The sequence below is a fragment of the Streptomyces afghaniensis genome, from assembly GCF_044327915.1.
Classification (GTDB): Bacteria; Actinomycetota; Actinomycetes; order Streptomycetales; family Streptomycetaceae; genus Streptomyces; species Streptomyces afghaniensis.
This window is the reverse complement of the sequence record NZ_JBIRGJ010000011.1, coordinates 99,301-125,211: the sequence shown is the minus strand read 5'-3', so window position 1 is coordinate 125,211 and position 25,911 is coordinate 99,301. Positions and strand designations below refer to the sequence as shown.

General features: G+C 71.2%; 23 protein-coding genes. 10 read left to right on the top strand and 13 right to left on the bottom strand.

Annotated elements, in window-relative coordinates; genetic code table 11:
* Positions 1 to 6: 6 nt before the first annotated feature.
* The 11 genes from aspA to ACH4G3_RS37005 form a co-directional block, all read right to left on the bottom strand.
* The gene (gene aspA, locus ACH4G3_RS37055) at positions 7 to 1,419 is read right to left on the bottom strand and encodes an aspartate ammonia-lyase (RefSeq protein ID WP_397628582.1); all 1,413 of its coding nucleotides are present in this window, start codon (positions 1,417 to 1,419) and stop codon (positions 7 to 9) included.
* Between the two features lie 122 nt (positions 1,420 to 1,541).
* Entirely contained in the window at positions 1,542 to 2,558 is a 1,017-nt protein-coding gene (locus ACH4G3_RS37050; protein ID WP_397628818.1) for an asparaginase, read from the bottom strand.
* A gap of 32 nt (positions 2,559 to 2,590) precedes the next feature.
* Positions 2,591 to 4,033, bottom strand: a complete 1,443-nt coding sequence (locus ACH4G3_RS37045; RefSeq protein ID WP_397628581.1) for an amino acid permease — start codon at positions 4,031 to 4,033, stop codon at positions 2,591 to 2,593.
* Entirely contained in the window at positions 4,030 to 4,707 is a 678-nt protein-coding gene (locus ACH4G3_RS37040; protein ID WP_037671233.1) for a FadR/GntR family transcriptional regulator, read from the bottom strand. Before ACH4G3_RS37040 ends, ACH4G3_RS37045 begins: the two co-directional genes overlap by 4 nt.
* A 164-nt stretch (positions 4,708 to 4,871) precedes the next feature.
* Complete coding sequence (locus ACH4G3_RS37035) at positions 4,872 to 5,708, bottom strand: undecaprenyl-diphosphate phosphatase (protein WP_397628580.1); 837 nt, start codon at positions 5,706 to 5,708, stop codon at positions 4,872 to 4,874.
* A 72-nt stretch (positions 5,709 to 5,780) separates the two neighbouring features.
* Positions 5,781 to 6,128, bottom strand: coding sequence for a fluoride efflux transporter CrcB (gene crcB, locus ACH4G3_RS37030; protein WP_020274816.1), 348 nt, complete (start codon positions 6,126 to 6,128; stop codon positions 5,781 to 5,783).
* Between the two features lie 79 nt (positions 6,129 to 6,207).
* Positions 6,208 to 6,669, bottom strand: a complete 462-nt coding sequence (gene crcB, locus ACH4G3_RS37025) for a fluoride efflux transporter CrcB (protein WP_397628579.1) — start codon at positions 6,667 to 6,669, stop codon at positions 6,208 to 6,210.
* Positions 6,670 to 6,838: 169 nt separating this feature from the next.
* The gene (locus ACH4G3_RS37020; protein ID WP_397628578.1) at positions 6,839 to 7,798 is read right to left on the bottom strand and encodes an SMP-30/gluconolactonase/LRE family protein; all 960 of its coding nucleotides are present in this window, start codon (positions 7,796 to 7,798) and stop codon (positions 6,839 to 6,841) included.
* Between the two features lie 65 nt (positions 7,799 to 7,863).
* A complete protein-coding gene (locus tag ACH4G3_RS37015) occupies positions 7,864 to 8,121 on the bottom strand; it encodes an ArsR/SmtB family transcription factor (RefSeq protein ID WP_397628577.1) in 258 nt (85 codons plus the stop codon).
* A gap of 207 nt (positions 8,122 to 8,328) precedes the next feature.
* Positions 8,329 to 9,888: a glycoside hydrolase family 53 protein gene (locus ACH4G3_RS37010; protein WP_397628576.1), complete on the bottom strand. Its 1,560-nt coding sequence runs from the start codon at positions 9,886 to 9,888 to the stop codon at positions 8,329 to 8,331.
* Between the two features lie 114 nt (positions 9,889 to 10,002).
* The gene (locus ACH4G3_RS37005) at positions 10,003 to 12,024 is read right to left on the bottom strand and encodes a beta-galactosidase (RefSeq protein WP_397628575.1); all 2,022 of its coding nucleotides are present in this window, start codon (positions 12,022 to 12,024) and stop codon (positions 10,003 to 10,005) included.
* 184 nt (positions 12,025 to 12,208) lie between these two features.
* Between ACH4G3_RS37005 and ACH4G3_RS37000 the strand changes: the two genes are divergently transcribed.
* The 5 genes from ACH4G3_RS37000 (at position 12,209) to ACH4G3_RS36980 (ending at position 16,872) form a co-directional block, all read left to right on the top strand.
* On the top strand, positions 12,209 to 13,525 hold the full coding sequence (locus ACH4G3_RS37000; RefSeq protein WP_397628574.1) for an ABC transporter substrate-binding protein: 1,317 nt from the start codon (positions 12,209 to 12,211) through the stop codon (positions 13,523 to 13,525).
* Positions 13,522 to 14,448: a carbohydrate ABC transporter permease gene (locus tag ACH4G3_RS36995; RefSeq protein ID WP_397628573.1), complete on the top strand. Its 927-nt coding sequence runs from the start codon at positions 13,522 to 13,524 to the stop codon at positions 14,446 to 14,448. The genes ACH4G3_RS37000 and ACH4G3_RS36995 overlap by 4 nt, the downstream gene beginning before the upstream one ends.
* Positions 14,445 to 15,353, top strand: a complete 909-nt coding sequence (locus tag ACH4G3_RS36990) for a carbohydrate ABC transporter permease (RefSeq protein ID WP_397628572.1) — start codon at positions 14,445 to 14,447, stop codon at positions 15,351 to 15,353. The genes ACH4G3_RS36995 and ACH4G3_RS36990 overlap by 4 nt, the downstream gene beginning before the upstream one ends.
* Complete coding sequence (locus tag ACH4G3_RS36985; protein ID WP_397628571.1) at positions 15,350 to 16,381, top strand: LacI family DNA-binding transcriptional regulator; 1,032 nt, start codon at positions 15,350 to 15,352, stop codon at positions 16,379 to 16,381. The genes ACH4G3_RS36990 and ACH4G3_RS36985 overlap by 4 nt, the downstream gene beginning before the upstream one ends.
* An 83-nt stretch (positions 16,382 to 16,464) precedes the next feature.
* A complete protein-coding gene (locus ACH4G3_RS36980; protein WP_397628570.1) occupies positions 16,465 to 16,872 on the top strand; it encodes a MarR family winged helix-turn-helix transcriptional regulator in 408 nt (135 codons plus the stop codon).
* A 32-nt stretch (positions 16,873 to 16,904) separates the two neighbouring features.
* Here the strand turns inward: ACH4G3_RS36980 and ACH4G3_RS36975 are convergent, their stop codons facing one another.
* Positions 16,905 to 17,306, bottom strand: coding sequence for an SseB family protein (locus ACH4G3_RS36975; RefSeq protein ID WP_010043978.1), 402 nt, complete (start codon positions 17,304 to 17,306; stop codon positions 16,905 to 16,907).
* 183 nt (positions 17,307 to 17,489) lie between these two features.
* Positions 17,490 to 18,500, bottom strand: coding sequence for an enoyl-CoA hydratase/isomerase family protein (locus tag ACH4G3_RS36970; RefSeq protein ID WP_397628569.1), 1,011 nt, complete (start codon positions 18,498 to 18,500; stop codon positions 17,490 to 17,492).
* A 182-nt stretch (positions 18,501 to 18,682) separates the two neighbouring features.
* Between ACH4G3_RS36970 and ACH4G3_RS36965 the strand changes: the two genes are divergently transcribed.
* From ACH4G3_RS36965 to ACH4G3_RS36945, 5 genes are all read left to right on the top strand, one after another.
* Positions 18,683 to 20,572: a propionyl-CoA synthetase gene (locus ACH4G3_RS36965; protein WP_397628568.1), complete on the top strand. Its 1,890-nt coding sequence runs from the start codon at positions 18,683 to 18,685 to the stop codon at positions 20,570 to 20,572.
* A 378-nt stretch (positions 20,573 to 20,950) separates the two neighbouring features.
* The gene (locus ACH4G3_RS36960; protein WP_397628567.1) at positions 20,951 to 22,108 is read left to right on the top strand and encodes a hypothetical protein; all 1,158 of its coding nucleotides are present in this window, start codon (positions 20,951 to 20,953) and stop codon (positions 22,106 to 22,108) included.
* A gap of 115 nt (positions 22,109 to 22,223) precedes the next feature.
* A complete protein-coding gene (locus tag ACH4G3_RS36955) occupies positions 22,224 to 22,754 on the top strand; it encodes a (2Fe-2S)-binding protein (protein WP_397628817.1) in 531 nt (176 codons plus the stop codon).
* Entirely contained in the window at positions 22,751 to 23,755 is a 1,005-nt protein-coding gene (locus ACH4G3_RS36950) for an FAD binding domain-containing protein (RefSeq protein WP_397628566.1), read from the top strand. The genes ACH4G3_RS36955 and ACH4G3_RS36950 overlap by 4 nt, the downstream gene beginning before the upstream one ends.
* The gene (locus tag ACH4G3_RS36945; RefSeq protein ID WP_397628565.1) at positions 23,752 to 25,908 is read left to right on the top strand and encodes a xanthine dehydrogenase family protein molybdopterin-binding subunit; all 2,157 of its coding nucleotides are present in this window, start codon (positions 23,752 to 23,754) and stop codon (positions 25,906 to 25,908) included. The genes ACH4G3_RS36950 and ACH4G3_RS36945 overlap by 4 nt, the downstream gene beginning before the upstream one ends.
* Positions 25,909 to 25,911 lie beyond the last annotated feature (3 nt).

The window sequence follows — 25,911 nt, the reverse complement described above, 5'->3', positions numbered from 1 at the left end:
TGTCCGTCAGGCCGCCGGAGCCGGGCCGCTGCCGGCCAGGACCTCCGGGCGCAGCAGGCCGGCGAGTGTCTCGGCGGGCAGCAGGCCCTTCTCCAGGACGAGTTCCGCCACGCCCCGGCCGGTGGCGAGGGCCTCCTTGGCGATGTCGGTGGCGGCCGTGTAGCCGATGTGGGGGTTGAGCGCGGTGACGAGGCCGATGGAGTTCTCGACAGTCGCGCGCAGCGCCTCGGTGTTGGCGGTGATGCCGGCCACGCAGCGCTCAGCGAGGGTGAGGCAGGCCGCGCGCAGGTGCGTGATGCTCTCCGAGAGGGAGTGCAGGATGATCGGCTCGAAGGCGTTGAGCTGGAGCTGTCCGGCCTCGGCGGCCATGGTGATGGTGACGTCGTTGCCGATCACCTCGAAGGCGACCTGGTTGACGACCTCGGGGATCACCGGGTTGACCTTGCCGGGCATGATGGACGAACCGGCCTGCACCGGCGGCAGGTTGATCTCGCCGAGCCCGGCGCGCGGGCCGGAGGACAGCAGCCTGAGGTCGTTGCAGCTCTTGGAGAGCTTGACGGCGATGCGCTTGAGCACGCCGGACATCTGGACGAAGGCGCCGCAGTCCTGGGTCGCCTCGACCAGGTTGGCCGCCGTCACCAGGGGCAGGCCGGTGATGGCCGCGAGGTGGCGGCGAGCCGACTCGGCGTATCCGGCGGGGGCGTTGAGGCCGGTGCCGATCGCCGTGGCGCCGAGGTTGATCTCATGGATCAGCTCGACGGCCTCGGCAAGACGGGACCGGTCCTCGTCCATCATGACGGCGTACGCCGAGAACTCCTGACCCAGCGTCATCGGCACCGCGTCCTGCAACTGTGTACGGCCCATCTTGAGCACGTCGCGGAACTCGACGGCCTTGCGGGCGAACGCGTCCTGGAGGACGGACATCGCGTCGAGCAGCCCGCGCACGGCGAACACCGTGGCGATCTTGACGGCGGTGGGGTAGACGTCGTTGGTGGACTGGCCGAGGTTGACGTCCTCGTTGGGGTGCAGGTACCGGTACTCGCCCTTGGCGTGGCCCAGCAGTTCCAGCGCCCGGTTCGCCACGACCTCGTTGGCGTTCATGTTGGTGGAGGTGCCGGCGCCGCCCTGGACGACGTCGACGACGAACTGGTCGTGCAGCTTGCCGTCACGGATCTCCCGGCAGGCCTCGACGATGGCGGCGGCCTTCTCCGGCTCCAGCAGGCCGAGTTCCTCGTTGGCGAGGGCGGCGGCCTCCTTGACGGCGGCCAGCGCGTCGATCAGGTGCGGGTAGGCGGAGATGGTCATGCCCGTGATGGGAAAGTTCTCCGTGGCGCGCAGGGTGTGCACACCCCAGTAGGCCTCGGCGGGAACGTCCCGGTCGCCGAGCAGGTCGTGTTCGGAGCGGGTGACGGCGTTCATGAGGGTGAGGGGTCCCTTTTCTGAGGAGTGAGGGTGGATTCACGCCCTTAAGGGGCGCGGGGAACTGCGCGACCAGCCACAGGGGGCCCGCAGTCGCCGACGGGGGGGGATCCGGCACACCCTTAGGCGTGAGCAGATCCCACAACGGGCTCCAGCGAGCGAACGGGCCGCACACACCCGACCGGCTCCCCGCCCCCGAGCAGCGGCTCACCCGCGAACTCGGCAAGCAGCTCCGGGTCGACACCCGCCCGGGCCAACGCGGCGGCAGCCACGGGCACTCGCGCCCGGTTCGCACCGTCCGCGATCTTCACCGCAACGGCCCGTCCATCGGCCAGCGCAGCGACCTGCACGCCCTCGAAGCCGTCCTTGGACAACAGCCCCGGCACGGCCCGCATCAGCGCAGCGACGTCCCGGCCGGAGCCGGAGGCCATCTCGGCGTGCTCGCGCATCGCGTCGGCGACGCGGGCCTCGGGTGTGCCCGGCGCGGCGGTGACGATCCGGGCGGTGGCCCGGGCGAGTCCGTGCAGGGAGATGGAGAACAGGGGCGCGCCGCAGCCGTCGACGGTGACCCGGGCGATGCGCTGCCCGGTGAGGTCCTCGACGATTTCGGCGATGGCCTGCTGGAGCGGGTGGCCGGGGTCGAGGTAGTTCTCCAGCGGCCAGCCGTTGAGGGTGCAGGTGTAGAGCATGGCCGCGTGCTTGCCGGAGCAGTTCTGCGCGAGCCGGGAGGGCAGCCGGCCCTCGCGCACCCAGGCGTCCCGGACGACCGGGTCGAACGGAAGGTCCGGGACGTTGCGCAGGTGGTCCTCGGTGAGCCCGGCGAGTTCGAGGATGCGCCGGGTACCGGCGAGGTGGCGTTCCTCGCCGGAGTGGCTGGCCGCGGTCAGCGACAGCAGGTCGCCGTCGAGCGGGAGCCCGGCCCGGGCCATGGCCACGGCCTGGACGGGCTTGATCGCGGAGCGGGGGTAGAAGGCGGCCTCGACGTCTCCGATCTGGAGCTGCACCTCTCCGTCGGCGCCGAGGACGACGACGGAGCCGTAGTGGATGCCCTCGACGATTCCGCCGCGTACGAGGTGGGCGACGGGGGCGTGGACGGGTTCACGGACAAGGGGTGCGTCCGCGAGGGAACTGCTGTACATCACTGCCTGCTTCTCGTGGAGCGGCGCGTCTGTCACGCGTCGGCTCCGGTGGTGGACTTGCGCGCGACACGGCCGCGGACGGCGAACCATCCGGCGACCAGTGCCCCGACGATCAGCGGCAGGCACAGCACGGTGGTGCGTCCCGCGCCGCCGTCGGCGTACATGAGGACCAGGACGGAGGCGAGGAACACCAGCGTCACGATCTCGGTCCAGGGGGATCCGGGCAGCCGGTAGCCCGGGCGGGTCAGCTCGCCCTTCTGGGTCTTCTGCCAGAAGAGGAGGTGACAGACCATGATCATGCCCCAGGTGGCGAGGATACCGATCGCCGCGAAGTTCAGCACGATCTCGAAGGCCTCGGCGGGCACGACGAAGTTGAGGCCGACGCCCAGCACGCAGATGCCGCTGGTGAGCAGGATGCCGCCGTAGGGGACCTGGCTGCGGCTCATCACGGAGGTGAACTTGGGCGCGGACCCGGCCATGGCCATGGAGCGCAGGATGCGGCCGGTGGAGTACAGGCCGGAGTTGAGGGAGGACATCGCGGCGGTGAGGACGACGAGGTTCATCACACCGCCGGCCGCCGGGACGCCGATGTTGGACAGCACCGTGACGAAGGGGCTCTCCCCCGCCGTGTACTTGTTCCACGGCAGCAGCATCGACAGCAGGACGACCGAGCCGACGTAGAACACGCCCACCCGCCACATGATCGAGTTGATCGCCTTCGGCATGATCTTCTCGGGGTTCTGGGTCTCACCGGCCGCGACGCCGACGAGCTCGACGGAGGCGTAGGCGAAGACGACGCCCTGGATGATCAGCAGCATGGGCAGCAGGCCGTGCGGGAAGACGCCGCCGTTGTCGCTGATGAGGGACGGGCCGGGGCTGTGGCCGTCGACGGGGTGCTGGGTGACCAGCAGGAAGATGCCTATGCACATGAAGACGACGAGCGCGCCGACCTTGACGATCGCGAACCAGAACTCCAGCTCGCCGAAGATCTTCACGGAGATCAGGTTCACGGTGAGCACGACCGCCAGCGCGATGAGCGCGATCACCCACTGCGGGATGTCGGAGAACATGCCCCAGTAGTGGGTGTAGGTGGCCACCGCGGTGATGTCGGCGATGCCGGTGGTCGCCCAGTTGAGGAAGTACATCCAGCCGGCGGTGTAGGCGCCCTTCTCCCCCATGAACTCGCGGGCGTACGACACGAAGGCGCCGGAGGAGGGCCGGTACAGCACGAGTTCGCCGAGGGCGCGCACGACGAGGAAGGCGAACAGGCCGCAGACCGCGTAGGCGATGAAGAGGGAGGGACCGGCGTCGGCGAGGCGGCCGCCGGCGCCGAGGAAGAGGCCGGTGCCGATGGCGCCGCCGATGGCGATCATGTTGACGTGCCGGGACTTCAGGGACTTGCTGTAGCCCGCGTCTCCGGCATCGACATGGCCGATACGTTTCTGCACGCCTTCGTGCAGGGACTGCTCGCTCACGCCTCGGGTCCGCCTTCCGTGGGGGTGTCCGTGCGCGCGGGGCGCACGATGTCGGTGAGGGTGGTCTCGACGCGGTCGAGGTGGTGGGCCATGGCCTCCACCGCGTCGTTCTCGGAACCGTCGATCAGCGCCTCGACGATCGCCCGGTGCTCGCGGTTGGACTGCTCACGGCGGCCGCCCAGTTCGTTGAGGAAGGCGGACTGGCGGGCCAGCGCGTCCCGGATCTCCTCGATGACCCGGCGGAAGACCGGGTTCTGGGCGGCCTCGGCCACGGCGAGGTGGAACAGCGTGTCCATCGCGACCCAGGCGGTGGTGTCCGTCTCCCGTTCCATCCGGTCCAGGAGGTGGGCCAGGTGGTCGAGGTTCTCCGGGGTGCGGCGCCGGGCCGCGTACCCGGCGACCGGGATCTCGACGTGGCGGCGCACCTCCAGCAGGTCGCTGGCCGAGTAGTCGCCGAACGTGGGGTCCTCGACGGCGCTGGCGACGACGAAGGTGCCCTTGCCGGTCCTGGAGACGGTCAGGCCCATGGTCTGCAGGGCCCGCAGTGCCTCGCGCAGCACGGGCCGGGAGACCTCCAGGGTGCGGCACAGCTCCGCCTCGGAGGGAAGCTTGTCGCCGATCGCGTAGTCGCCGCGCTCGATCGCGCCGCGCAGATGCGCCAGCACCGCTTCCATGGCGCTGACACGCCGCACGGGCTGTCCGGCTGTCCGGCTGTCTGACAGGTTCACGGTGGCGATCCTGCGGGTCGCGGGAGGTGCCTGTCAAGGGGTCGCAACGAAACGTTCAGGGGGCCGGAAGCCCGTGTTCACACTCCCGGCCCACCGGCCCTCGCGACCGGTCAGCTGGTGAGCACACCCGTCCCGAGCAGGCCGAACAGCAGCACTCCCACCACGATCCGGTAGATCACGAAGGCGTTGAAGGAGTGCTTGGCGACGAACTTCAGCAGCCAGGCGATGGAGCCGTAGGCCACCACGAAGGACACGATCGTGCCGACGGCGAGCGGGGCCGCGCCCACGCCGGTGCCCAGGGCGTCCTTGAGTTCGTAGAGGCCGGCGCCGGTCAGGGCGGGGATGCCGAGGAAGAAGGAGAGCCGGGTGGCGGCGACCCGGTCCAGGTCGAGGATCAGCGCCGTGGACATGGTGGCGCCGGAGCGGGAGAAGCCCGGGAAGAGCAGGGCGAGGATCTGGGAGCTGCCGACGAGCATGGCGTCCTTGAAGGAGGTGTCGTCCTCGCCGCGCTTGTGCCGGCCCATCTGGTCCGCCGCCCACATCACCCCGCTGCCGACGATGAGCGAGCCGGCCACCACCCACAGCGAGGCGAGCGGGCCCTGGATGAGCGGCTTGGCGGCGAGCCCGACGGCGACGATCGGGACGGTGGCGCAGATGACCCACCAGGCGAACTTGTAGTCGTGGTGGTACCGCTCCTCACGGTCGCGCAGGCCCCTCCCCCAGGCGGAGACGATCCGCACGATGTCCTTGAAGAAGTACACCAGCACCGCGGCGATCGCGCCGACCTGGATGACGGCCGAGAACCCGATCACGGCGTGGTCGTCGACGGGGATGCCCATGAGCCCTTCGACGATCTTCAGATGGCCGGTGGAGGAGACGGGCAGGAACTCGGTCACCCCCTCGACGGCTCCGAGGACGACGGCCTGACCGACGTTGATGACGCTCATGGGATCCAGTTCTGTGCGGGAGGAATCGGGCACGGAGAGGACCGTCTTACTACACGCGGGCGAGAACGGATCTCACAGACGCGCGAGTGCCACCCCTGCAAATGCCGCTCCGAGGCCGGCCGCCAGGCTCGCCGTCACATTGAGGACGGCGTAGCCGCGGGCTCCGGTCTCCACCAGCCGCAGCGTCTCGTAGGAGAACGTCGAGTAGGTCGTCAGGGCCCCGCACAGCCCCGTGCCGAGCAGCAGTTGGACGTGTCCCGCCACGCCGGTGAGCAGGCCGAGGATGAGGCAGCCGGTGACGTTCACCGCGAAGGTGCCCCACGGGAAGACGGAGTCGTGCCGGGACTGCACCGCGCGGTCGGTGAGGTAGCGCAGGGGGGCGCCGACCATCGCGCCCCCGACGACCAGCAGCCAGTTCACAACGACCTCTTACCCTTCTCGTCCGTTTCGCCCGGGGTGCGTTCCCGGCCGGTGGCGGGGGTGTCCCCGGTCAGCCGGGTCATGGCTGCCTCCGCTTCAGGGCACGGCGGGTCGACCAGGCCGCGAGCCACACCGCCGTGAGCGCCGCGAGCGGGGTCGCGGCGAGGTAGGTCAGGCCGGTGCGGAGGTGGCCGCTGCCGGCCAGCTTCTGGATGTCGACGGCGTAGGTGGAGAAGGTCGTGAAACCCCCGAGCACGCCGGTGCCGAAGAAGGGGCGGACCAGGCGGTGGGCGGCCCGGAACTCGGTGATGACCGCCATGAACACGCCGATCACGGCACAGCCGGCGACGTTGACCCAGAAGGTCGTCCAGGGGAAGCCGCCCGTGTGCGCGGGCCACCACAGGGACGCCGCGTAGCGGGCGGCGGCCCCCGCTCCCCCGCCGAGCGCCACCACCGCGACGACCGGCGCCTGGGCGCGCCAGGCGGGCGGGTGCGGAGCAGCGGGCCGGATGCGGAGGCTTTCCGTCTCGGGGGCCGTCATGGTCGTGCGTCTCCTACTCGCCGGCGCCCGGGCTCGTGCGGGCGCGTGCCGTCGCAAGTAGGGACCGTTGGCGGCGTCCGTGCCGCGGTTCGGGTACGGCGGGCCCCACCGCCGCGCCGCGAGAGGTGTCGCGGCCGGGGTTCAGGTTAACCCCGGCGACGAACCGGCGTCACTTCGGGGCGGGCGGCTCGCAGACCGCCACACCCGGCTCCCAGAGGCTGCCCAGCACGAGGTGTCCGCCCGCTTCGCACACGCTGGTGACCATCCGGTACCCGGAGTGGCGGCGGGCGAGGTGGTGGACGAGGCGGCCCTCGTCGTCGAAGGCCAGGACGGCGATCGTGCCGGTGGGACGGAAGGGAGCGCGTACGGCCACGCGGGCGGCGGCGCGGCGGACTGCGGGCGCGCTGCGGTGGAACAGGTCGAGGGCGGGGACGCGGGGCCCGGCGAGCGCGACCCAGACCGGTCCGTCCGGGGCGCCGCGCCAGAGGTTGTCGGGCATGCCCGGGAGGTTCTCGGCGAAGGGTTCGCTCCGGCCGGCGTTGGGCCCGGTGAGCCGGTAGCGGACGAGCCGGCGGGCGCCGGTCTCGGCGACGACGAGGAACGACTCGTCGGCTCCGGTGGCGAGCCCGTTGGCGAACTGGAGGCCGTCCAGCACGACCTCGGGTGTGTCCGCGCCGGGGGCGAGGCGCAGCAGGCGTCCCGTCCCGGTGTGTTCGACGATGTCGCCGATCCAGTGGTCCAGGGGGTGGCGGCGGCTGGAGACGGTGAAGTACACGCTGCCGTCGGAGAGCGACACGACGTTGCTGGCGAACCGCAGCCGCTCCCCCGCCACCGAGTCGGCGAGGACACGGACCGTGCCGTCGGCGGTGCCGACGCGCAGCAGTCCGCGTTCGGCGTCGCACACCAGCAGGTCGCCGTCCGGGAGGAGTTCGAGCCCGAGCGGCCTGCCGCCGGTCTCGGCGATCACCTCGGTGCGGACCGTCACCGGGTCCCCCAGGCCGTCCAGGCGCAGGATGCGGCCGTCCGCCAGGCCGGTCAGCACGCGGCCGCGCGGGTCGGCGACCACGTCCTCGGGGCCGTGGCCCACGGCGACGTAGTGGCGTGGGACGAGTGCCGTGGGACGTTCCATCGCGGGTGTCCTTCACCGTCGGGGAGATTGCGCTGTGCCGGGTCGCACTGGTCGTACCGGGTCGCCTACCAGCCCTTTTCAAACATCCGGGCGACCTCGGCGATCCGCATCTCGTCGCGGTGGTAGTGCACGCGGCCCGCGGACCGGCTGGTGCGCAGCATGCCGGTGGCCTGGAGCAGCCGGAGGTGGGTGACGGCGACCGGGTGGGGTATCGAGAACGTCTCGGCGACGGCGTCCGCGGTGACGCCGTGTGCGGCGGGGCCGGGTTCCTTCAGCCAGGCCAGGATGCGCAGGCGCGTCTCGTCCTTGGGAGTCCTCAGCATGTCGTGCCCCTGCCTCGCGGCTCTGGTCCTCTTACCCCCTGTGCCCACTGTCTCGCAGTCGAAGCCGCCGCGCCCGGCACTCGGCGCCCTTGTCCGATACCGAACTGCCGTAGGGGGAAGACGAGTTCGGACCGGAACGCGGTCTGCGTGCGGGAACGGCAGAGGACCCGACCGCGCTTGTGCGGCCGGGCCCTCTCCCCTGTCGGGTCAGCGGTGGCGGAACCAGGACGTCGACGACAGTGCCCGGTCGTCGTACCCGAACAGCGCCTGGTTCTCCCAGGCGTTGCCGGAGGACGCGTCGGTCGGGTCCCAGCCGTTGCCGTTCACCGCGGTCCAGGTGGCCTCCCAGTAGAAGATGCCGAGGCCACGGCCGTTCGGGACGGCCTCCACGATGCTCGCCACGTCGTTCATCCACCGGGTCTGCCCGGCCACGCTCGCCGGGTAGCCGGGGACCAGCTCGGCACTGGTGTCGATGATGTTCTCGTGCGAGTCCTCGCTGTCCAGTCGGAACGGGTAGGCGGTCTCGGCGACGAAGACCGGCTTGCCGTAGCGGGAGGCCGCGTCGTCGAGGGTCGTCTGGAAGTCGGCCAGCGTGCCGTGCCAGTAGCCGTAGTAGGACAGGCCGATCGCATCGAACTTGACGCCGTTGGAGCGCGCGCTGTCGAACCACCAGCGGGTGCCGGCCAGGTCACCGCCCTTGGCGAGGTGCAGGGCGACGGTCGTGCTGGAGTTGACCGCCTTGACCGCGTCGTAGCCGGAGTTGAGCAGACCGGCCAGCTGTGTCCAGTTGGAGGTGGATCCCTCGTTCCACAGCATGCCGCCGTTGATCTCGTTGCCGACCTGGACCATGTCGGCGGTGGTGCCCTGCGCCTTCAAGGCGTTCAACACGTCGTACGTGTGGTTGTACACGTCGGTTTTCAGTTGACTGTACGAGTGTCCGGCCCAGGCGGCGGGCTTGTCCTGGCGGCCCGGGTCGGCCCAGAAGTCCGAGTAGTGGAAGTCGACCAGCAGCTTCATGCCCTGCGCCTTGACGCGCTTGGCCGTGGCGAGGACGCGTGCCTTGTTGTTGTAGCCGTCGGCCGGGTTCACCCAGACCTTGAGGCGCGCGTAGTTCATGCCGGACGACTTGAGGATCGCCAGGGGGTCGCCGGCCGTGCCGGAGCTGTTCCGGTAGACGCCGCCCTTGGCCTCGCTCTTGGGCAGGGACGAGATGTCGGCACCCTTGATCGACGTACCTGACGTGCCCGACGTGAAGGTCAGATCGTCGACATTGATCCAGTTGCCGGCGTTCGCGTCACTGTTGACGCTGATCGTGCACTGGTTGCTGGTCACATTGACCGGAACGACGATCCGGATCCACCCACTGGCCGAGACCGGCAGGTCGGTGCGCTGCTCGGCGCCGCCGCAGTTCTTCAGCGCTATGTACGCGGACTTCTGCCCGCCACCGGAGCGCACCCAGGCGGTGAGCTTGTAGTTGCCGTTGGTGAGTCCGGACAGGTACTGGTACGTCTCCACCTTGTAGGCGGTGGAGGCCCAGTGGCTGAGGCGGTAGCTGCCGCCGTGGCCGCCGGACTCGGTGAACGAGGCGCCGGTGTCGCCGTACTCGGACCAGCCGCCCGGTGTGGCCGCGCCCGCGCCGTCGGCTTCGAAGCCGCCGTTGGTCAGTGTGCTCGCGGCGTGGGCGGAGGTGGCGGGCAGGGCGGTGAGGGCGAGCCCCGCCGCGAGCGGGAGCAGCAGGGTTCTGAGCGTGCGTCTGGGATGGAACATCGTCGTCCGTCGTCCCTTCGACGTGGGGGTTGGGGGTGCCCTCGCCCGGAGGTGGGGCGAGAGAGCCCCTCCGCCCGCGGCTCCTGCGGCTCGCACGGGCGGAGGGGAGTCGGTTCAGCCGTCGAGCCGTACGACCCGGACGGCTCCGGCCGGGACCGGCAGCCGGCCCACGGCGCGTTCACCGGTCAGCAGCTCGGTGCCGGGAGCCTCCAGCGGCACCTTGGCGTCCGAGCCGGTGTGGTTGACGGCGAAGAGGTAGGTGCCCGACTCGCCGGTGCGGCAGACCACTTCGACGTCGCGGGGCAGGTCGGCACGCGGGGCGAGCCGGGCGTCCTCGACCGCCCAGCCGAGCAGCGCGTCCAGGCCGTCGGCGCCGAGCCGGGTGGAGACGTACCAGGCGGTGCCCTCGCCGAGGCGGTGCCGGGTGACGGCGGGCCGCCCGGCGGTCAGCCCGTCGGCGTACGTCAGGACGGTCTCGGCGCCGCGCGGCACCACGAACTCCGTCCACACGTCGGCGCCCAGCTCGGACCCGTCGGGGCCGCTGACGCGTACCCGTTCGCCGGGCAGCAGCGGCGAGAACTCCTCGACGGTGAGGCCGAGGACGTCCCGCAGCGGGCCCGGGTAGGCGCCCTCGTGGACGGCGTCGTGCTCGTCGACGATGCCGGAGAAGTACGAGACGACCAGCGTGCCGCCGTTCTCGACGTAGGCCGTGAGGTTTTTCCCGGCCGCCTGCGTCATCAGGTACAGGGCCGGTACGACGACAAGGGGATACCTCGACAAGTCGGCTTCCGGGTGGGCGAAGTCGACGGTGAGGTGGCGGTCGTAGAGGGCCTCGTAGAAGGCGTCGGCACGCTCGCGGGCGTCGTGGTCGACGCTGGGGCGCCATTCGAGGCTCTGCGCCCACCAGGAGTGCCAGTCCCACAGCACGGCCACGTCGGCCTCGGTGCGGGTGCCGCGGATCTCGCTCAACGCGTCGACGGCCGAGCCGAGTTCGACGACCTCGCGCCACACCCGGGTGTCGGTGCCGCCGTGCGGGACCATCGCCGAGTGGAACTTCTCGGCGCCACGCCGGGACTGGCGCCACTGGAAGAACATGGCGCCCTCGGAGCCGCGCGCCACGTGCGTGAGGGAGTTGCGGGCCATCTGGCCGGGGGCCTTTGCGGGGTTGCGGGGCTGCCAGTTGACGCCCGAGGTGGAGTGCTCCAGCAGCAGCCAGGGGGCGCCGCCCGCGACGGAGCGGGTGAGGTCGGCGGCCATCGCCAGGTTGACGTTGGTGCGGCGGCCGTCGGTGATCAGGTAGTGGTCGTTGGTGACGATGTCGACCTCGCGGCCCCAGGCCCAGTAGTCGACGGAGTCGCACTGGCTCAGCGCCGTCATGAAGTTGGTGGTGACCGGGACGCCCGGGGAGAGACGGTGCAGGATGTCCCGCTCCATCACGAAGTTCTCGCGCATGGTGGCGTCGGCGAACCGCTTGTAGTCCAGCGCCTGGCTGGGGTTGACGGCCGCGGGGGTGAGCCGGGGCGGGTTGATCTGGTCGAAGTCCGTGTAGCGCTGGCCCCAGAAGGCCGTGCCCCAGGCCTCGTTGACCGCGTCGACCGTGCCGTACGTCGTCGTCAGCCAGCGGCGGAAGTGCGCGGCGCACGAATCGCAGTAGCAGGCCGAGACGGGGACGCCGTACTCGTTGTGCACGTGCCACATCGCCAGGGCCGGGTGGTCGCCGTAGCGCTCGGCGAGCTTGGTGGTGATGGCCGCGGCGGCCGCGCGGTAGTCCGCGTTGCTGTGGCAGATCGCCGCGCGGGAGCCGAACTCGTAGCGCACGCCCTCGCGGGTGACCGGCAGGGCGTCGGGGTGGGCCCGGTAGAACCAGACGGGCGGGACCACGGTGGGGGTGCCGAGGTCGACGCGGATGCCGTGCTCGTGCAGCAGGTCCAGGAGCCGGTCGAGCCAGCCGAAGTCGTGAGTGCCGGGTGAGGGCTCCAGCAGCGCCCAGGAGAAGATCCCGACGCTCACCATGGTGACGCCGGCCTCCCGCATCAGCCGGACGTCCTCCTGCCATGCGCTCTCCGGCCACTGCTCGGGGTTGTAGTCCCCACCGAAGGCGAGCCTGGTGAGGCCCCTGGGGGTGGTCTCCGGCATGGATGGTCTCCCGGTTGATCGATCAATTGGGAACGTGCACACACAAGGACGCGGTGCGGAGCCCAACATAACCGCACAGCAACAACCATTGACAAGTGTCCGGGATGTTTCTCTACTGTGAACGCTCACAGAAGCATGGCAGGTTCTCGCAACAGGCGAGAACCCCAGGTCAGGGGAGAGATCCATGCCGTACACGAAGCGCCGCCGCCTCGTGACATCCGCCGTCGCCCTCGCGCTCGGCGCCACCGCCCTCGCCGCCTGCGGCTCGGAATCCGGGGACGAGACCGAGTCGGGGCCGGTCTCGCTGACGTACTGGACCTGGACGCCCGGCATGGACAAGGTCGTGGACCTGTGGAACAAGGGGCCGGGCAAGAAGGACCAGATCACCGTCACGGTGAAGAAGCAGGCGTCCGGCGACACGCTCATCACCAAGATCCTCACCGCGCACAAGGCGGGCAAGGCGCCCGACCTGGTGCAGGCGGAGTACCAGGCCCTGCCCACGCTGGTCAGCAACGACGCCCTGGCGGACATATCGAAGAACGTGGGCGACGCCAAGGACAGGTTCGCCGACGGTGTCTGGCAGCAGACGACGCTGGGAACCGACGCCGTCTACGCGGTCCCGCAGGACATCGGGCCGATGATGTTCTACTACCGCGAGGACCTGTTCAAGGAGTACGGCCTGACGGTGCCGACGACCTGGGACGAGTTCGCGAAGACCGCGCGCAAGCTGAAGCAGGCCGCTCCCGACAAGGACCTCACCACCTTCTCGGCCAACGACTCCGGCCTCTTCGCGGGCCTCGCCCAGCAGGCGGGCGCCAAGTGGTGGACGACCTCCGGTGACCAGTGGAAGGTCGCCATCAACGACGCGGCGACGCAGAAGGTCGCGAAGTTCTGGGGCGGCCTGGTCAAGGAGGGCGCCATCGACAACCAGCCGATGTACACCCCGTCCTGGAACAAGGCGCTCAACACCGGCAAGCAGATCGCCTGGGTCAGCGCCGTGTGGGCACCGGGCACGCTGACCACGGCCGCCCCCGAGACCAAGGGCAAGTGGGCCATGGCCCCGCTCCCCCAGTGGTCCGCGAACGAGAACCGCACCGGCAGCTGGGGCGGCTCCTCCACCGCCGTCACCACGGATTCCAAGCACCAGGAGGCCGCCGCGAAGTTCGCCGCCTGGCTGAACACCGACGGCGACGCCCTGAACGCGCTGGCCAAGGAGAGCGGCATCTACCCGGCCGCCAAGAACGCCCAGACCAGCGGCGCCTTCCTCAAGCCGCCGGCCTACTTCTCCCACCAGGCCGACTTCTACACCAAGGCCGCCGACATCGCGGAGACGACGGCGCCGTCCGCCTGGGGCCCCAACGTGAACGTCGCCTACACCACCTTCAAGGACGCCTTCGGCGCCGCCGCGAAGAACAAGTCGGACTTCGGCGCCGCGCTGAACGAGATGCAGGCCGACACCATCGCCGACATGAAGAAGCAGGGCTTCGAGGTCGCTCAGTGAAAAGCACGGCACGCCGGCAGTCGTACGGGGTCAAGGGGGCCCCGTACGCCTTCCTTGTTCCGGCGACGATCCTGTTCGCGCTGTTCTTCGCACTGCCGATCGGCTACGCGATCTGGCTCAGCCTCCACAAGGTGAAGGTCTCCGGCCTCGGCCTGGGCTCCGGCGCCCGCAGGGAGGTCTGGGCCGGGCTGGAGAACTACACCGACGCCCTCACCGACAGCGAGCTGGTGAACGGCGCGCTGCGCGTGCTGGGCTACGGCTGCATCGTCGTCCCCGTGATGCTCGGTCTCGCGCTGCTGTTCGCGCTGATGCTGGACTCCGAGAAGGTGCGGCTGGCCCCCTTCACCCGGCTCGCGATCTTCCTGCCGTACGCCATCCCCGGGGTGGTGGCGGCGCTGCTGTGGGGCTTCCTCTACCTGCCGGACGTCAGCCCCTTCTACTTCGTGCTCGACAAGCTGGGGCTGCCGCAGCCCGACCTGCTGGACGGCGGGCCGCTGTACCTGGCCCTGTCGAACATCGCGGTCTGGGGCGGCACCGGCTTCAACATGATCGTCATCTATACCTCGCTCCAGTCGATCCCGGCGGAGGTGTACGAGGCGGCGAAGCTGGACGGCGCCACCCCGGCGCAGATCGCGCTGCGGATCAAGATCCCGATGGTGGCGCCCTCGCTGGTGCTGACCTTCTTCTTCTCGATCATCGCGACGCTCCAGGTGTTCAACGAGCCGACCACCCTCAAGCCGCTCACCAACTCCGTGTCCACGACGTGGAGTCCGCTGATGAACGTGCACCGGGACGCGTTCGGCGAGGGTGACGTCTACGGCGCCGCGGCGCAGGCCGTGATCATCGCGTCCGCCACGCTCCTGCTGTCCTTCGGCTTCCTGCGGGCCGCGAACCGTCGTCAGAAGCAGGAGGCAGCTCGATGAGTTCCCTTGCCGTCCCCCAGACCGAGCCGGTGGCGGGCAGCACGCCCGGTACCGTCCAGGGCCGCCCGCCGCTGCGTCGCCGGATCGCCCTGATCCCGACGGTCACACTGTTCCTGGGGGCGATCTACTGCCTGCTGCCGGTGGCCTGGGTGGTCATCGCGGCCACGAAGTCGGGCCGTGAGCTGTTCTCCACGTTCACGTTCCTGCCGGGCACCGGCTTCGCCGACAACTTCCGGGATCTGAGCGCCTACCGCGACGGCGTCTACTGGGAGTGGATGGGCAACTCCGCCCTCCACGCCGGGCTCGGCGCCCTGCTGTCGGCGTGCGTGTCCGCGTTCAGCGGCTACGCGCTGGCGATCTACCGGTTCCGGGGCCGCGAGACGATCTTCAACGTGCTGCTCGCGGGCGTGCTGATGCCGCCGGTGATCCTCGCCGTCCCGCAGTACCTGCTGCTGGCGAAGGCCGACCTCACGGACTCCTTCCTGTCCGTCCTGCTGCCTCAGATCCTCTCGCCGTACGGCGTCTACCTCGCGCGGATCTACGCCGCCGCCGCGGTGCCCGCCGACGTGGTCGAGGCCGGCCGGATGGACGGGGCGAGCGAGTGGCGGATCTTCACGCGGATCGCGCTGCCGATGATGATCCCCGGCATGGTGACGGTGTTCCTCTTCCAGTTCGTGGCGATCTGGAACAACTTCCTGCTGCCGTACATCATGCTCAGCGACGACGAGAAGTTCCCGATCACCCTCGGCCTGTTCACGTTGCTGGAGCAGGGCGCCAACACCCCGGCGCTGTACACCCTGGTGATCACGGGCGCGTTCCTGGCGGTGCTCCTGCTGGTCGCTCTCTTCCTGGTCATCCAGCGGTTCTGGAGTCTGGACCTGCTCTCCGGAGCCGTAAAGTCATGACCATGAACGCTTCGGGGGGCAGGCGCAGGCCGCCCACGATCCACGACGTGGCGCGCGAGGCGGGGGTCTCGCGCGGCACGGTCTCGCGCGTGCTCAACGGCGGCCACTACGTCAGCCCGGCCGCCCAGGAAGCGGTCAACGCGGCCATCCGCAGGACGGGTTACGTCGTCAACCGGCACGCCCGTTCCCTGATCACCGGGCGGTCCGACTCGATCGGCTTCCTGCTCACCGAACCGCAGGAGCGGTTCTTCGAGGACCCCAACTTCAACGTCCTGCTGCGCGGCTGCACCCAGGCGCTCGCCGCCCACGACATCCCGCTGCTGCTGATGCTGGCGGGCACCGAGGACGAACGGCGCCGCCTCACCCGGTACATCACCGCCGGGCATGTCGACGGCGTGCTGCTGGTCTCCAGCCACTCCGGTGACCCCGTCGCCGAGCAGCTGCGTGAGGCCGGTGTGCCGCTGGTGGCGTGCGGGAAGCCGATCGGGCTGGGCTCGAAGGTGAGTTACGTGGCCGCCGACGACCGCGACGGCGCCCGCGACATGGTGCGCCATCTGCTGTCGCTCGGGCGGCGCCGGGTGGGCATGGTGACAGGCCCGCTGGACACGCCCGGCGGTGTCGAGCGTCTCGCCGGCTACAAGGAGGTGCTCGCCGAGGCGGGCCTGGAGTTCGACGAGCGCCTCGTCGTCTCCGGCGACTACACCCGGGCCAGCGGCGAGGCGGGTGCCGAGCGGCTGCTGGCGCAGGCCCCGGACCTGGACGCGGTCTTCGTCGCCTCGGACCTCATGGCGCAGGGCGTGCTGGCGGCCCTCCAGCGGGCGGGGCGGCACGTGCCGCAGGACGTCGCGGTCGGCGGCTTCGACGACTCCCCGGCCGCCCTGGCCTCCAGTCCGGAGCTCACGACCATCCGGCAGCCGTGGGACCGCATCAGCTCCGAGATGGTACGGGTGCTGCTCGCGCAGATCGGGGGCGAGGATCCGGCGGCGGTGATCCTGCCGACGGAGCTGGTCAAACGGGAGTCGACGTAGGCTCCCCGGCGTCCGGCGAGGGGCCGCGCCGCGTGCACTGCATGCACGGTCATTGAACCCCGCGCCGGTGTTACCGTTCACATATGGCGTCGAGAACGGCTGGTGCGCGCCTCGAGGAAGGTCCGCGGCTCGAGGAACGGTGGCGGGACATCCTGTCGGCGCACGCGCGCACGATGTGCGAGATCGACCGTGTGCTGCATCCGCACGGCCTGGGCGCGTCCGACTTCGAGGTCCTGGACATCCTCGCCACGGCGGCGCCCGGGGAGGGCGAGCAGTGCCGGGTGCAGAACCTGGTCGGGCGGGTCCACCTCAGCCAGAGCGCGCTGTCCCGGCTCATCGCCCGGCTGGAGAAGGACGGGCTGGTGACGCGTTCGGTGTGCGTGGAGGACCGGCGCGGCGTGTGGGTGGCCCTGACCTCCAAGGGCCGTGACCTGCACACGGAGGTACTGCCGCTGCAGCGGGCCGCGCTGGCCCGGACACTGGGCGCGTAGACCGCCCGGCCCGGGCCCGGCCCGGTTACGTCCTACGGACGTGCCAGCAGGGTGCGTACTCCCTCCGAGGTGAGGGTCAGGCGGTGCTCCGAGCTGCCGTCTATGGTGAGCGACAGGTCGTCGGCCGGCCACTGGGCGGCCAGGGCGCCGAGCGGCACCAGGCGGTAGCGGGAGACGAACGGCAGCAGCCCGGCCATCTCCACCTCGGAGGTGAACACGGGCACCACCGGCTCGCCGCCCGGCTGCTCCAGCACCGGCAGCGCCACCGCCGAGGGGTTGGCGGCGTCGGCGTCGTTCGCGTCGTCGGGCACGGGGATGAGCACGTCGCTGTTGGCGAGCGCGTCCAGAGCCGCCGCGTCCTCAGTGTTCTCGGTGAGGACGTCCAGAGCCCGCTGGGCGGGCGTGGGCGTGGGGTCGTTTGCGGGTGTCTCCATGGCAGATTCCCTGGTAGCGGCGGTCGTGCGGCCCGCCCGGGGCAAGATCCGCCCCGGACGCGGTGCTGCTCGCGTACCCGATCGCGCCCGGGGCAATCCTGCTCGATCTCCGAGGTTCGGGGGATGTGTGGGACGAGGTTCAGGAGAACAGGTGCAGGACGGAGGGTCATCACTGCGGACACGTCAAGACGGCAGCGTCCGCTCGCCGAGCGACGCCCGTTGCCAGTTGGGAGCGCGGTCCTTGTCGACCAGGGCCGCACGGACGCCCTCCAGGAAGTCCGGCGTGCGGATGGTCGTGCGCGTGAGGGCGAGTTCGGCGCTGAGGCACTCGCGCAAGGTGCGCTGCCTGCCCCGGGCCAGCAGGGCGTGGGTGATCTCCAGGCTCTGCGGCGAGGCCGACTCCAGGGCGACCAGGGCGGCTGCCGCCCAGGGGGTGTCGAGGTGGCGCAGGCGTTTCTCGATCTCGCCGACGGTAGCCGCGCCGAACGCCCGGTCCAGGTCCCCGCGCACCTCCGCCAGCCTGCTCTCCGCCACCGGGGAGCGGCCGGCCAGGCGGTTGAGGACGACGTCCACCGGGTCGCCGGCGTTGTCGGCCAGGGCGTCGGCGACCGCGTCGAGCCCGCCCCTGGGGACGAAGTGCGTGGCCAGCCCCGTGTACAGGGCGTCGGCCGCGTCGAGCCGGTGCCCGGTCAGCCCCAGGTACATGCCGATCGCGCCGGGCAGCCTCGGCAGAAAGTAGCTGGCACCGACGTCCGGGAAGAACCCGATCCCGGTCTCGGGCATCGCCAGCACCGCCCCCTCGGTGACGACGCGGAAGCCGCCGTGGACGGACAGACCGAGACCGCCGCCCATGCACACGCCGTCGATGAGCGACACGACCGGCACGGGATATTCGGCGATCCGGGCGTTGAGCCGGTATTCGGAGGCGAAGAACCGCTCACTGGCCTCGGCGTCCCCGGCGAGGCTGTGCTCGCGGATCGTGCGGATGTCTCCACCGGCACAGAACGCCTTCGTGCTGGTACTCGCGAGCACCACAGCGGACAGCGGAGTGTGCTCCCACTCGGCGAGCGCTCGGTCGATGGCGGCCACCATGTCCGTCGTCAGGGCGTTGAGCGCCTCGGGCCGGTTCAGCAGGATGCGGCCGACGCCGCGGTGGACGTCGGCGAGAACCTCGACGGCAGCGGTATCAGTCATCGGTCGTCATCTCTCGTCCTTGTGGATGCCGTGGGCTCTGAGGGGGGACTTCAAGATCCTGACACAGGGCTCGGAGGCGAACCGCACCTGACGGATCATGCCGGCCGACATACGGTACTTGTGTCGACACCGTTCCGCACACAGCCCCACCACCGTCCCCCGATGCCACGAAGGAGTGCGCGATGGGAGCGTACGAGGATGTCTTCCGCGCCAGTACCGAGGACCCGGAGAGCTTCTGGCTGAAGGCGGCGGAGGGCATCGACTGGGATGTCACTCCGCGACGCGCCCTGGACTCCTCCGGCGCACCGTTCTACCGCTGGTTTCCCGACGGGCGGCTCAACGTCTGTTTCAACGCGCTCGACCGGCACGTGGAGGCAGGCCGGGGCGATCAGCCGGCGCTCGTCCACGACTCCCCCGTGACCGGCACCCGCCGCACGTACACCTACGCGCAGCTGAGGGACGAGGTGGCGGCCTTCGCCGGAGTGCTCGCGCAGCTGGGTGTGGGGCACGGCGATCGCGTGGTGATCTACATGCCGATGGTCCCCGAGGCCGCCATCGCGATGCTCGCCTGTGCGCGCATCGGCGCGGTCCACTCGGTGGTCTTCGGCGGGTTCGCCCCGCACGAACTCGCCCTCCGCATCGACGACGCCGCCCCCAAGGTGGTCGTCTCCGCCTCCTGCGGCATCGAGGGCAAACGGGTCATCGCCTACAAGCCCCTGCTCGATCAGGCGATCGAACTCGCCGGCCACAAGCCGGAGAAGAGGGTGATCCTGCAACGCCCGCAGGAGCCGGCCGCGCTGGGACCGGATGATCTCGACTGGGCCGACCTGGTCGCCGCCGCGCCGTCGGCCGACTGCCTTCCCGTCGCCGCCACGGATCCCCTGTACATCCTCTACACGTCCGGAACGACCGGAAAGCCCAAGGGAGTCGTGCGGGACTGCGGCGGCTACGCGGTCGCCCTGCACTGGTCGATGGGCGCCGTCTACGACGTGGGCCCGGGCGAGACGATGTTCACCGGTTCCGACGTCGGCTGGGTCGTCGGGCACTCGTACATCGTCTACGGACCCTTGCTGGCGGGCGCCACGACGGTCCTCTACGAAGGCAAGCCGGTCGGCACGCCGGACGCGGGCCAGTTCTGGCGCGTCGCCGCCGAGTACCGGGTCAAGACCATGTTCACGGCGCCCACCGCCTTCCGGGCGATCAGGAAGGAAGACCCGAAGGGTGCACTCACCGCGGGCCATGACCTCTCCCACCTGCGCTATCTCTTCCTGGCCGGCGAGCGCCTCGACCCCGGGACGTATCACTGGGCGAGCGACCTGCTGGGCGTGCCGGTGATCGACCACTGGTGGCAGACCGAGACCGGCTGGCCCATCGTCGCCAACCCGGTCGGCATCGAAGCCGCTCCCGTCAAACCCGGTTCCCCCACCCGCCCGTTGCCGGGCTGGGACGTCCGTGTCCTCAACCCCTCGGGCGAGCCGGTGCCGGCGGGCGTCGACGGCGCGATCGTCGTGAAGCTCCCCCTGCCGCCCGGCGCGCTTCCCACCCTCTGGAACGACGACGAACGCTACGTCGCCTCCTACCTCTCCGCCTTCGACGGGTACTACCTCACCGGCGACAGCGGACACATCGACGACGACGGCTACGTCTTCGTCATGGGCCGTACCGACGACGTCATCAACGTCGCCGGACACCGGCTGTCCACCGGCAGCATGGAAGAGGCCCTGGCCGCCCATCCCGATGTCGCCGAATGCGCCGTCATCGGCGTCGCCGACGAACTCAAGGGACAGATCCCGCGCGGCTTCGTCGTCCTGAAAGCCGGCAGCAACCGCGAACCGCGTGAGGTCGAGGCCGAACTCGTCCAGCTCGTGCGCGACCGCATCGGCGCCGTCGCCTCCCTCAAGGACGTCGCGGTCGTGGCCGCCCTGCCCAAGACCCGCTCGGGCAAGATCCTGCGCAAGACCATGCGCGGCATCGCCGACGGCCACGACGAACCCATCCCGTCCACGGTGGACGACCCAGGCGTCATCGAAACCCTGCGCCCGGTACTCCGCCGCGCCGATCACACACCGTGAACGGCTGACAGCGCCCTGGCCGACAGGCATCGGCATGGAGTTCCTCGAGAGTCTCGCCCTCACGCGACATCGGCAGGACCATGCGGGCGAGCAGGACCATGCGGGCGAGCAGGACCCGCCCCGATGCGGATGGTGGGCGGGCCCTGCTCGTGCGGACCATTGTCGGGACCGGATGCCGGTGGGGCCACGAGTGTGATCCGCCGGTGTGCGCGCGGCGCGCACACCCCGTGCGCGCCGCGTGCCTCCGCGCACCCGGCACTGCCTCCTGGCGCTGCGGGGCGCCGCCGGGCGCTGCCCCGTGTGTGACCCCGGGTTATGCCCGTCGGCCTGCGGCGACGATACTGGCAGGCGCACCTGCCCCCGTTCACAGTTGGACCCATGCCGACCTCCCCCACCGCCCGTCCCATGACTCCGGCCACGGTGTGGCTGGCTCGCGGCCGCCATGCCGAAGGCGCCGCGGAAGACGCGCTCCGGCGTTCGCTGGAGCAGCGCAAGCGAAGTCGGGCCATCGACGACTTTCTCGAGTTGCCCGAGGCCGGAACCGAAGCCGGAATCGAAGCCGGGACCGGTGCCGGGACCGAGGCCGCCCCGGCGGAGCGGGTCTTCGAGGCCCGCTGGCGGGTGGAGGAGACGGTGACCGTGCGGGCCCGGATCGGCGTGACGCCCGGGCCGGACGGCGGGCAGGAGTGGATTCTGGTCGCGGAGGCCGAGCGGCAGTGGAACAACGACTGGCCGTCGCCGGCCGCGCTGTTCTGGCCGGAGGAGCCGGACGTCGCCTGGGACCGGGACGGCGCCGTGGAGCTGTCCCTGCGGGAGATCAATCCGCTCCCCCAGGACGACAAGGACACGCGGCGCCTGTTCAGGAACGCGGTGCCCGGCGGGTGGCACATCCATGTGGTCGTCCACGAGGCGATGTCCACGGACGAGCGAGGCCGGTTGCCGGTGGCACGTTGGCTGCCGGCGGGGCTGCGGCACCGGGTGGTGGAGCACCGGGCCACGCCGCAGCAGCTGCGGGGGGTCAACTGGGCCCTGCGGGATTCGGGTGTGCAGGTGCCGCGCGGCGGTGCCGTGGTGCTGCCCGGCACCCCGGCGCCGGACGGCTACGACGCCGAGGACTTCTCCGTCCGCGCGGTCTTCCTCGACGGCTCGGAGCCGGCCGATCTCGTCGACGCGGTGACGCGGTACGCCGCGCTGCCGAGGCCGCTGCCCGAAGGAGCCGAGGACGCCCTCACCGCGTTGCGGGAGGACTGGCACCTGCTGACCCTGGAGGAGGAGCTGGAGCGCCAGCGCGGTCTGGTGGCCATGTACGCGGAGGCGCTGGAGGCCATGACGAAGTCCCGTGACCTGTACCGGGAGGCGGCCGAACGCGCCCATGAGGCCCTGGCCGCCTACCAGGAGTCCGCCGAGGCCGCTCCCGTGCGGCCGCAGTCCTCCGACGCCCCCACGGCGTCGCCGCTGCAACAGCTCACCCGCACGTTCGAACGCCTGAAGAGCAGGTCCCAGCGTCCGGTGGCCCCCTCCAGGGACGAGGGCTAGAAGGTCGATGAAGATCTTCTAGGAGCCGTCCTCACGGGGCGCACGTGTCAGTCGTGGTCTGGTGGATACGCGGTCCGTACGGCAGTACGGCCCGTCCGGGAAGGTCCTCCACACCATGGGCAACGACCAGCACCACTCGGAGACGACGCTCCGCGTCAACGGCAAACCCCACACCCTCACCGTCGACCACCGGCGGGTCCTGCTGGACCTCCTGCGGGAGGATCTGGACCTCACGGGCGCCAAGAAGGGCTGCGACCACGGCCAGTGCGGCGCCTGCACGGTCCTGGTGGACGGGCGGCGCGTCAACAGCTGTCTGCTGTTCGCGGTCGCCCTGGACGGCTGTGAGATCACCACGATCGAGGGGCTGTCCGGCGACGGCGAGGAACCCCACCCCCTGCAACAGGCCTTCCTGGAGCGCGACGCCTTCCAGTGCGGCTACTGCACCCCGGGCCAGATCTGCTCCGCGGTCGGCATGCTCGCCGAGGCGGCGGCCGGCCATCCCTCGCACGTCACCGACGCGGCGACGCCCTCGGGCCGGCCGGTACCACTGGACCGGGAGGAGATCCGGGAGCGGCTGAGCGGCAACCTGTGCCGGTGCGGTGCGTATCCGCGGATCGCCGAGGCCGTGGAGGACGTGATCCCGTGAAGGAGTTCGCCTACGTCCGCGCCGGGAGCGTCGAGGAGGCGACCTCCGCGTACGCCTCCCACGCCGGCGCCCGTTATCTCGGCGGCGGCACCAACCTCGTCGATCTGATGAAGCTCGGTGTCGAGCGGCCCGCCGCCCTCGTCGACGTCACCCGTCTGCCGCTGGACGCGGTGGAGGAGCTGCCGGACGGAGCCCTGCGGGTCGGGGCGATGGTCCGCAACAGCGACCTCGCGGCCCACCCCCTCGTGCGTGACCGGTACCCGGCCCTGTCGCAGGCGGTGCTCGCGGGGGCGTCGGGGCAGCTGCGCAACGCGGCGACGACCGGCGGCAATCTGCTCCAGCGCACCCGGTGCCCGTACTTCCAGGACCTCTCGAAGCCGTGCAACAAGCGCGAGCCGGGCAGCGGCTGCGGCGCGCGGGACGGCGTCCACCGTGATCACGCGGTGCTGGGGCACTCCGAGCACTGCATCGCCACCCATCCGTCGGACATGGCGGTGGCGCTGGCCGCTCTCGACGCGCGTGTCGAGCTGTACGGCCCCGAGGGCGCCCGGAGTGTCGCGGCGGCGGACTTCCACCGGCTGCCGGGGGACCGTCCGGAGCAGGACACCGAGATCCGGCCCGGCGAGCTCGTCACGGGCGTGGTGCTGCCGGCCTCGACGGCCGGGCTGCCGTCGGCGTACCGCAAGGCCCGCGACCGGGCTTCGTACGCCTTCGCGCTCGCGTCCGTCGCGGCCGTGCTGCGGGTGTCGGACGGTGTGGTCGGCGGCGTGGGGCTCGCGTTCGGGGCGCTGGCGCACCGGCCGTGGCGGGCACGGCGGGCGGAGGAGGCGCTGCTGGGTGCGGCTCCGACCGCCGCCGCGTTCGAGCACGCCGTAGACCTGGAACTGTCCGCGGCGCGGCCGCTGCGGGACAACGCCTACAAGGTGCCGCTGGCCCGGGGGATCGCCCTGGACGTGCTGTCCCGGCTCGCCGGCGCGGCGCTGACGAGGAGGACTTCATGACCGGCAGTGTGGGAGCCCCTGCCGAGCGCCGGGAGGGCCGGGAGAAGGTCAGCGGCAGCGCCCGCTACGCCGCCGAGTACCACTACCCCGGCCGGGCCCAGGCCTGGCCCGTGCCGGCGGCCGTCGCCCGGGGCCGGGTGACCGGCGTCGACACGGCGGCCGCGCTGGCGGTGCCCGGCGTGCTCGCCGTCCTCACCCACGAGAACGCCCCGCGGCTCGCCGAGCCGGACGATCCCACGCTCGCCGTGCTCCAGGACCCCCGGATTCCGCACCGCGGCTGGTTCGTGGCCCTGGTGGTGGCCGAGACCCTGGAGGCGGCGCGGGCCGGTGCCGCCGCGGTCCGTGTCGACTACGCCGCCGAAGAGCACGACGTGGCCCTCACCGCCTCGCACCCGGGGGTGTACGTACCCGAGGAGGCCAACGGCGGGTATCCGGCCGTCCGCGAACAGGGCGACCCGGACGGGACGTTCGGTTCCTCGGCCGCCCGCGTCGATGTCGCCTACCGGGTGCCGCCGTTGCACAACCACCCGATGGAGCCGCACGCCAGCACCGCCCGCTGGGACGACGGCCGGCTCACCGTGCACACCTCCAGCCAGGGCTCCGGTGCCGTACAGGGCGTCCTCGCCGGGCTGTTCGGCGTTCCTGAGGAGCGGATCGTCGTCACGGCCGAGCACGTCGGCGGCGGCTTCGGATCCAAGGGCACGCCACGGCCCGACGTGGTGCTCGCCGCGATGGCGGCGCGGCAGACCGGGCGGGCGGTCACCGTGACGCTGCCCCGCCGGTACCTGCCCGCCGTCGTCGGGCATCGTGCGCCCACCCTGCACCGGCTGCGGCTCGGCGCCGACGCGGACGGACGCCTCACCTCCCTCGTGCACGAGGTCACCACGCATACCTCCCGGATCAAGGAGTTCGTGGAGCAGGCGGCAGTGCCGGCGCGGGTGATGTACGCGGCGCCCCACAGTCGTACGGAGCACCGGGTCGTGGCGCTGGACGTGCCCTCGCCGTCGTGGATGCGGGCGCCGGGCGAGGCGCCGGGCATGTACGCGCTGGAGTCCGCCATGGACGAGCTCGCCGCCGAGCTGGGCATGGACCCGGTCGAGCTGCGCGTCCGCAACGAGCCGGACGTGGAACCCGACAGCGGCAGGCCGTTCAGCAGCAGGCACCTGGTGGAATGTCTGCGCGAGGGCGCCCGCCGCTTCGGGTGGGCCGGGCGCGATCCCCGCCCGGGCTCCCGCCGGGAAGGGCCCCTGCTGCTGGGGACGGGTGTGGCGGCGGCGACGTATCCCGTCATGGTGTGGCCCGCCACGTCATCGGCCCGCGCGCTGCCCGACGGGACGTTCCTGGTGCGGGTCAACGCCACGGACATCGGTACGGGGGCCCGGACCGTGCTCGCGCAGGTCGGCGCCGACGCCCTCGGCGCGCCGCTGGAGCGGGTGCGGATCGAGGTCGGCAGCACCGAACTCCCGTCGGCGCCACTGGCCGGCGGCTCGTCCGGCACCGCCTCCTGGGGCTGGGCCGTCCACGAGGCCTGCACCCGGCTGGCGCGGCGGCTCGCCGAACACGCCGGGCCGCTGCCCGAGCAGGGCCTCGACGCCCGCGCCGACACCCGGGGCGCGGCGGACGCCGAGAGCGACTGGGCGCGGCACGCCTTCGGGGCGCACTTCGCCGAGGTCGCCGTGGACTCGGTCACCGGCGAGGTACGGGTCGGCCGGCTGCTCGGGGTGTACGCCGCTGGGCGCATCCTCAACGCCCGTACGGCACGCTCCCAGTTCGTCGGCGGCATGACGATGGGCCTGGGCATGGCGCTGACCGAGGGCAGCACGATGGACGCCGCGTTCGGTGACTTCACGGAGTCGGATCTGGCGTCGTACCACGTGCCGGTGCACGCCGACGTCGACGAGATCGAGGCGCACTGGCTGGACGAGGACGATCCCCGTCTCAACCCCATGGGCAGCAAGGGGATCGGGGAGATCGGCATCGTCGGGACGGCCGCAGCGATCGGCAACGCGGTCCACCACGCCACCGGCGTCCGCTTCCGCGAACTCCCGCTGACGCCCGACCGGGTGCTGGCCGGGCTGCTCGACCACCGGGCGGCGAACGACGCCCGGACCGGCTCCGCAGTAGGCGGATCCGGTCCGGTGCGGGGCCTGTAGGCG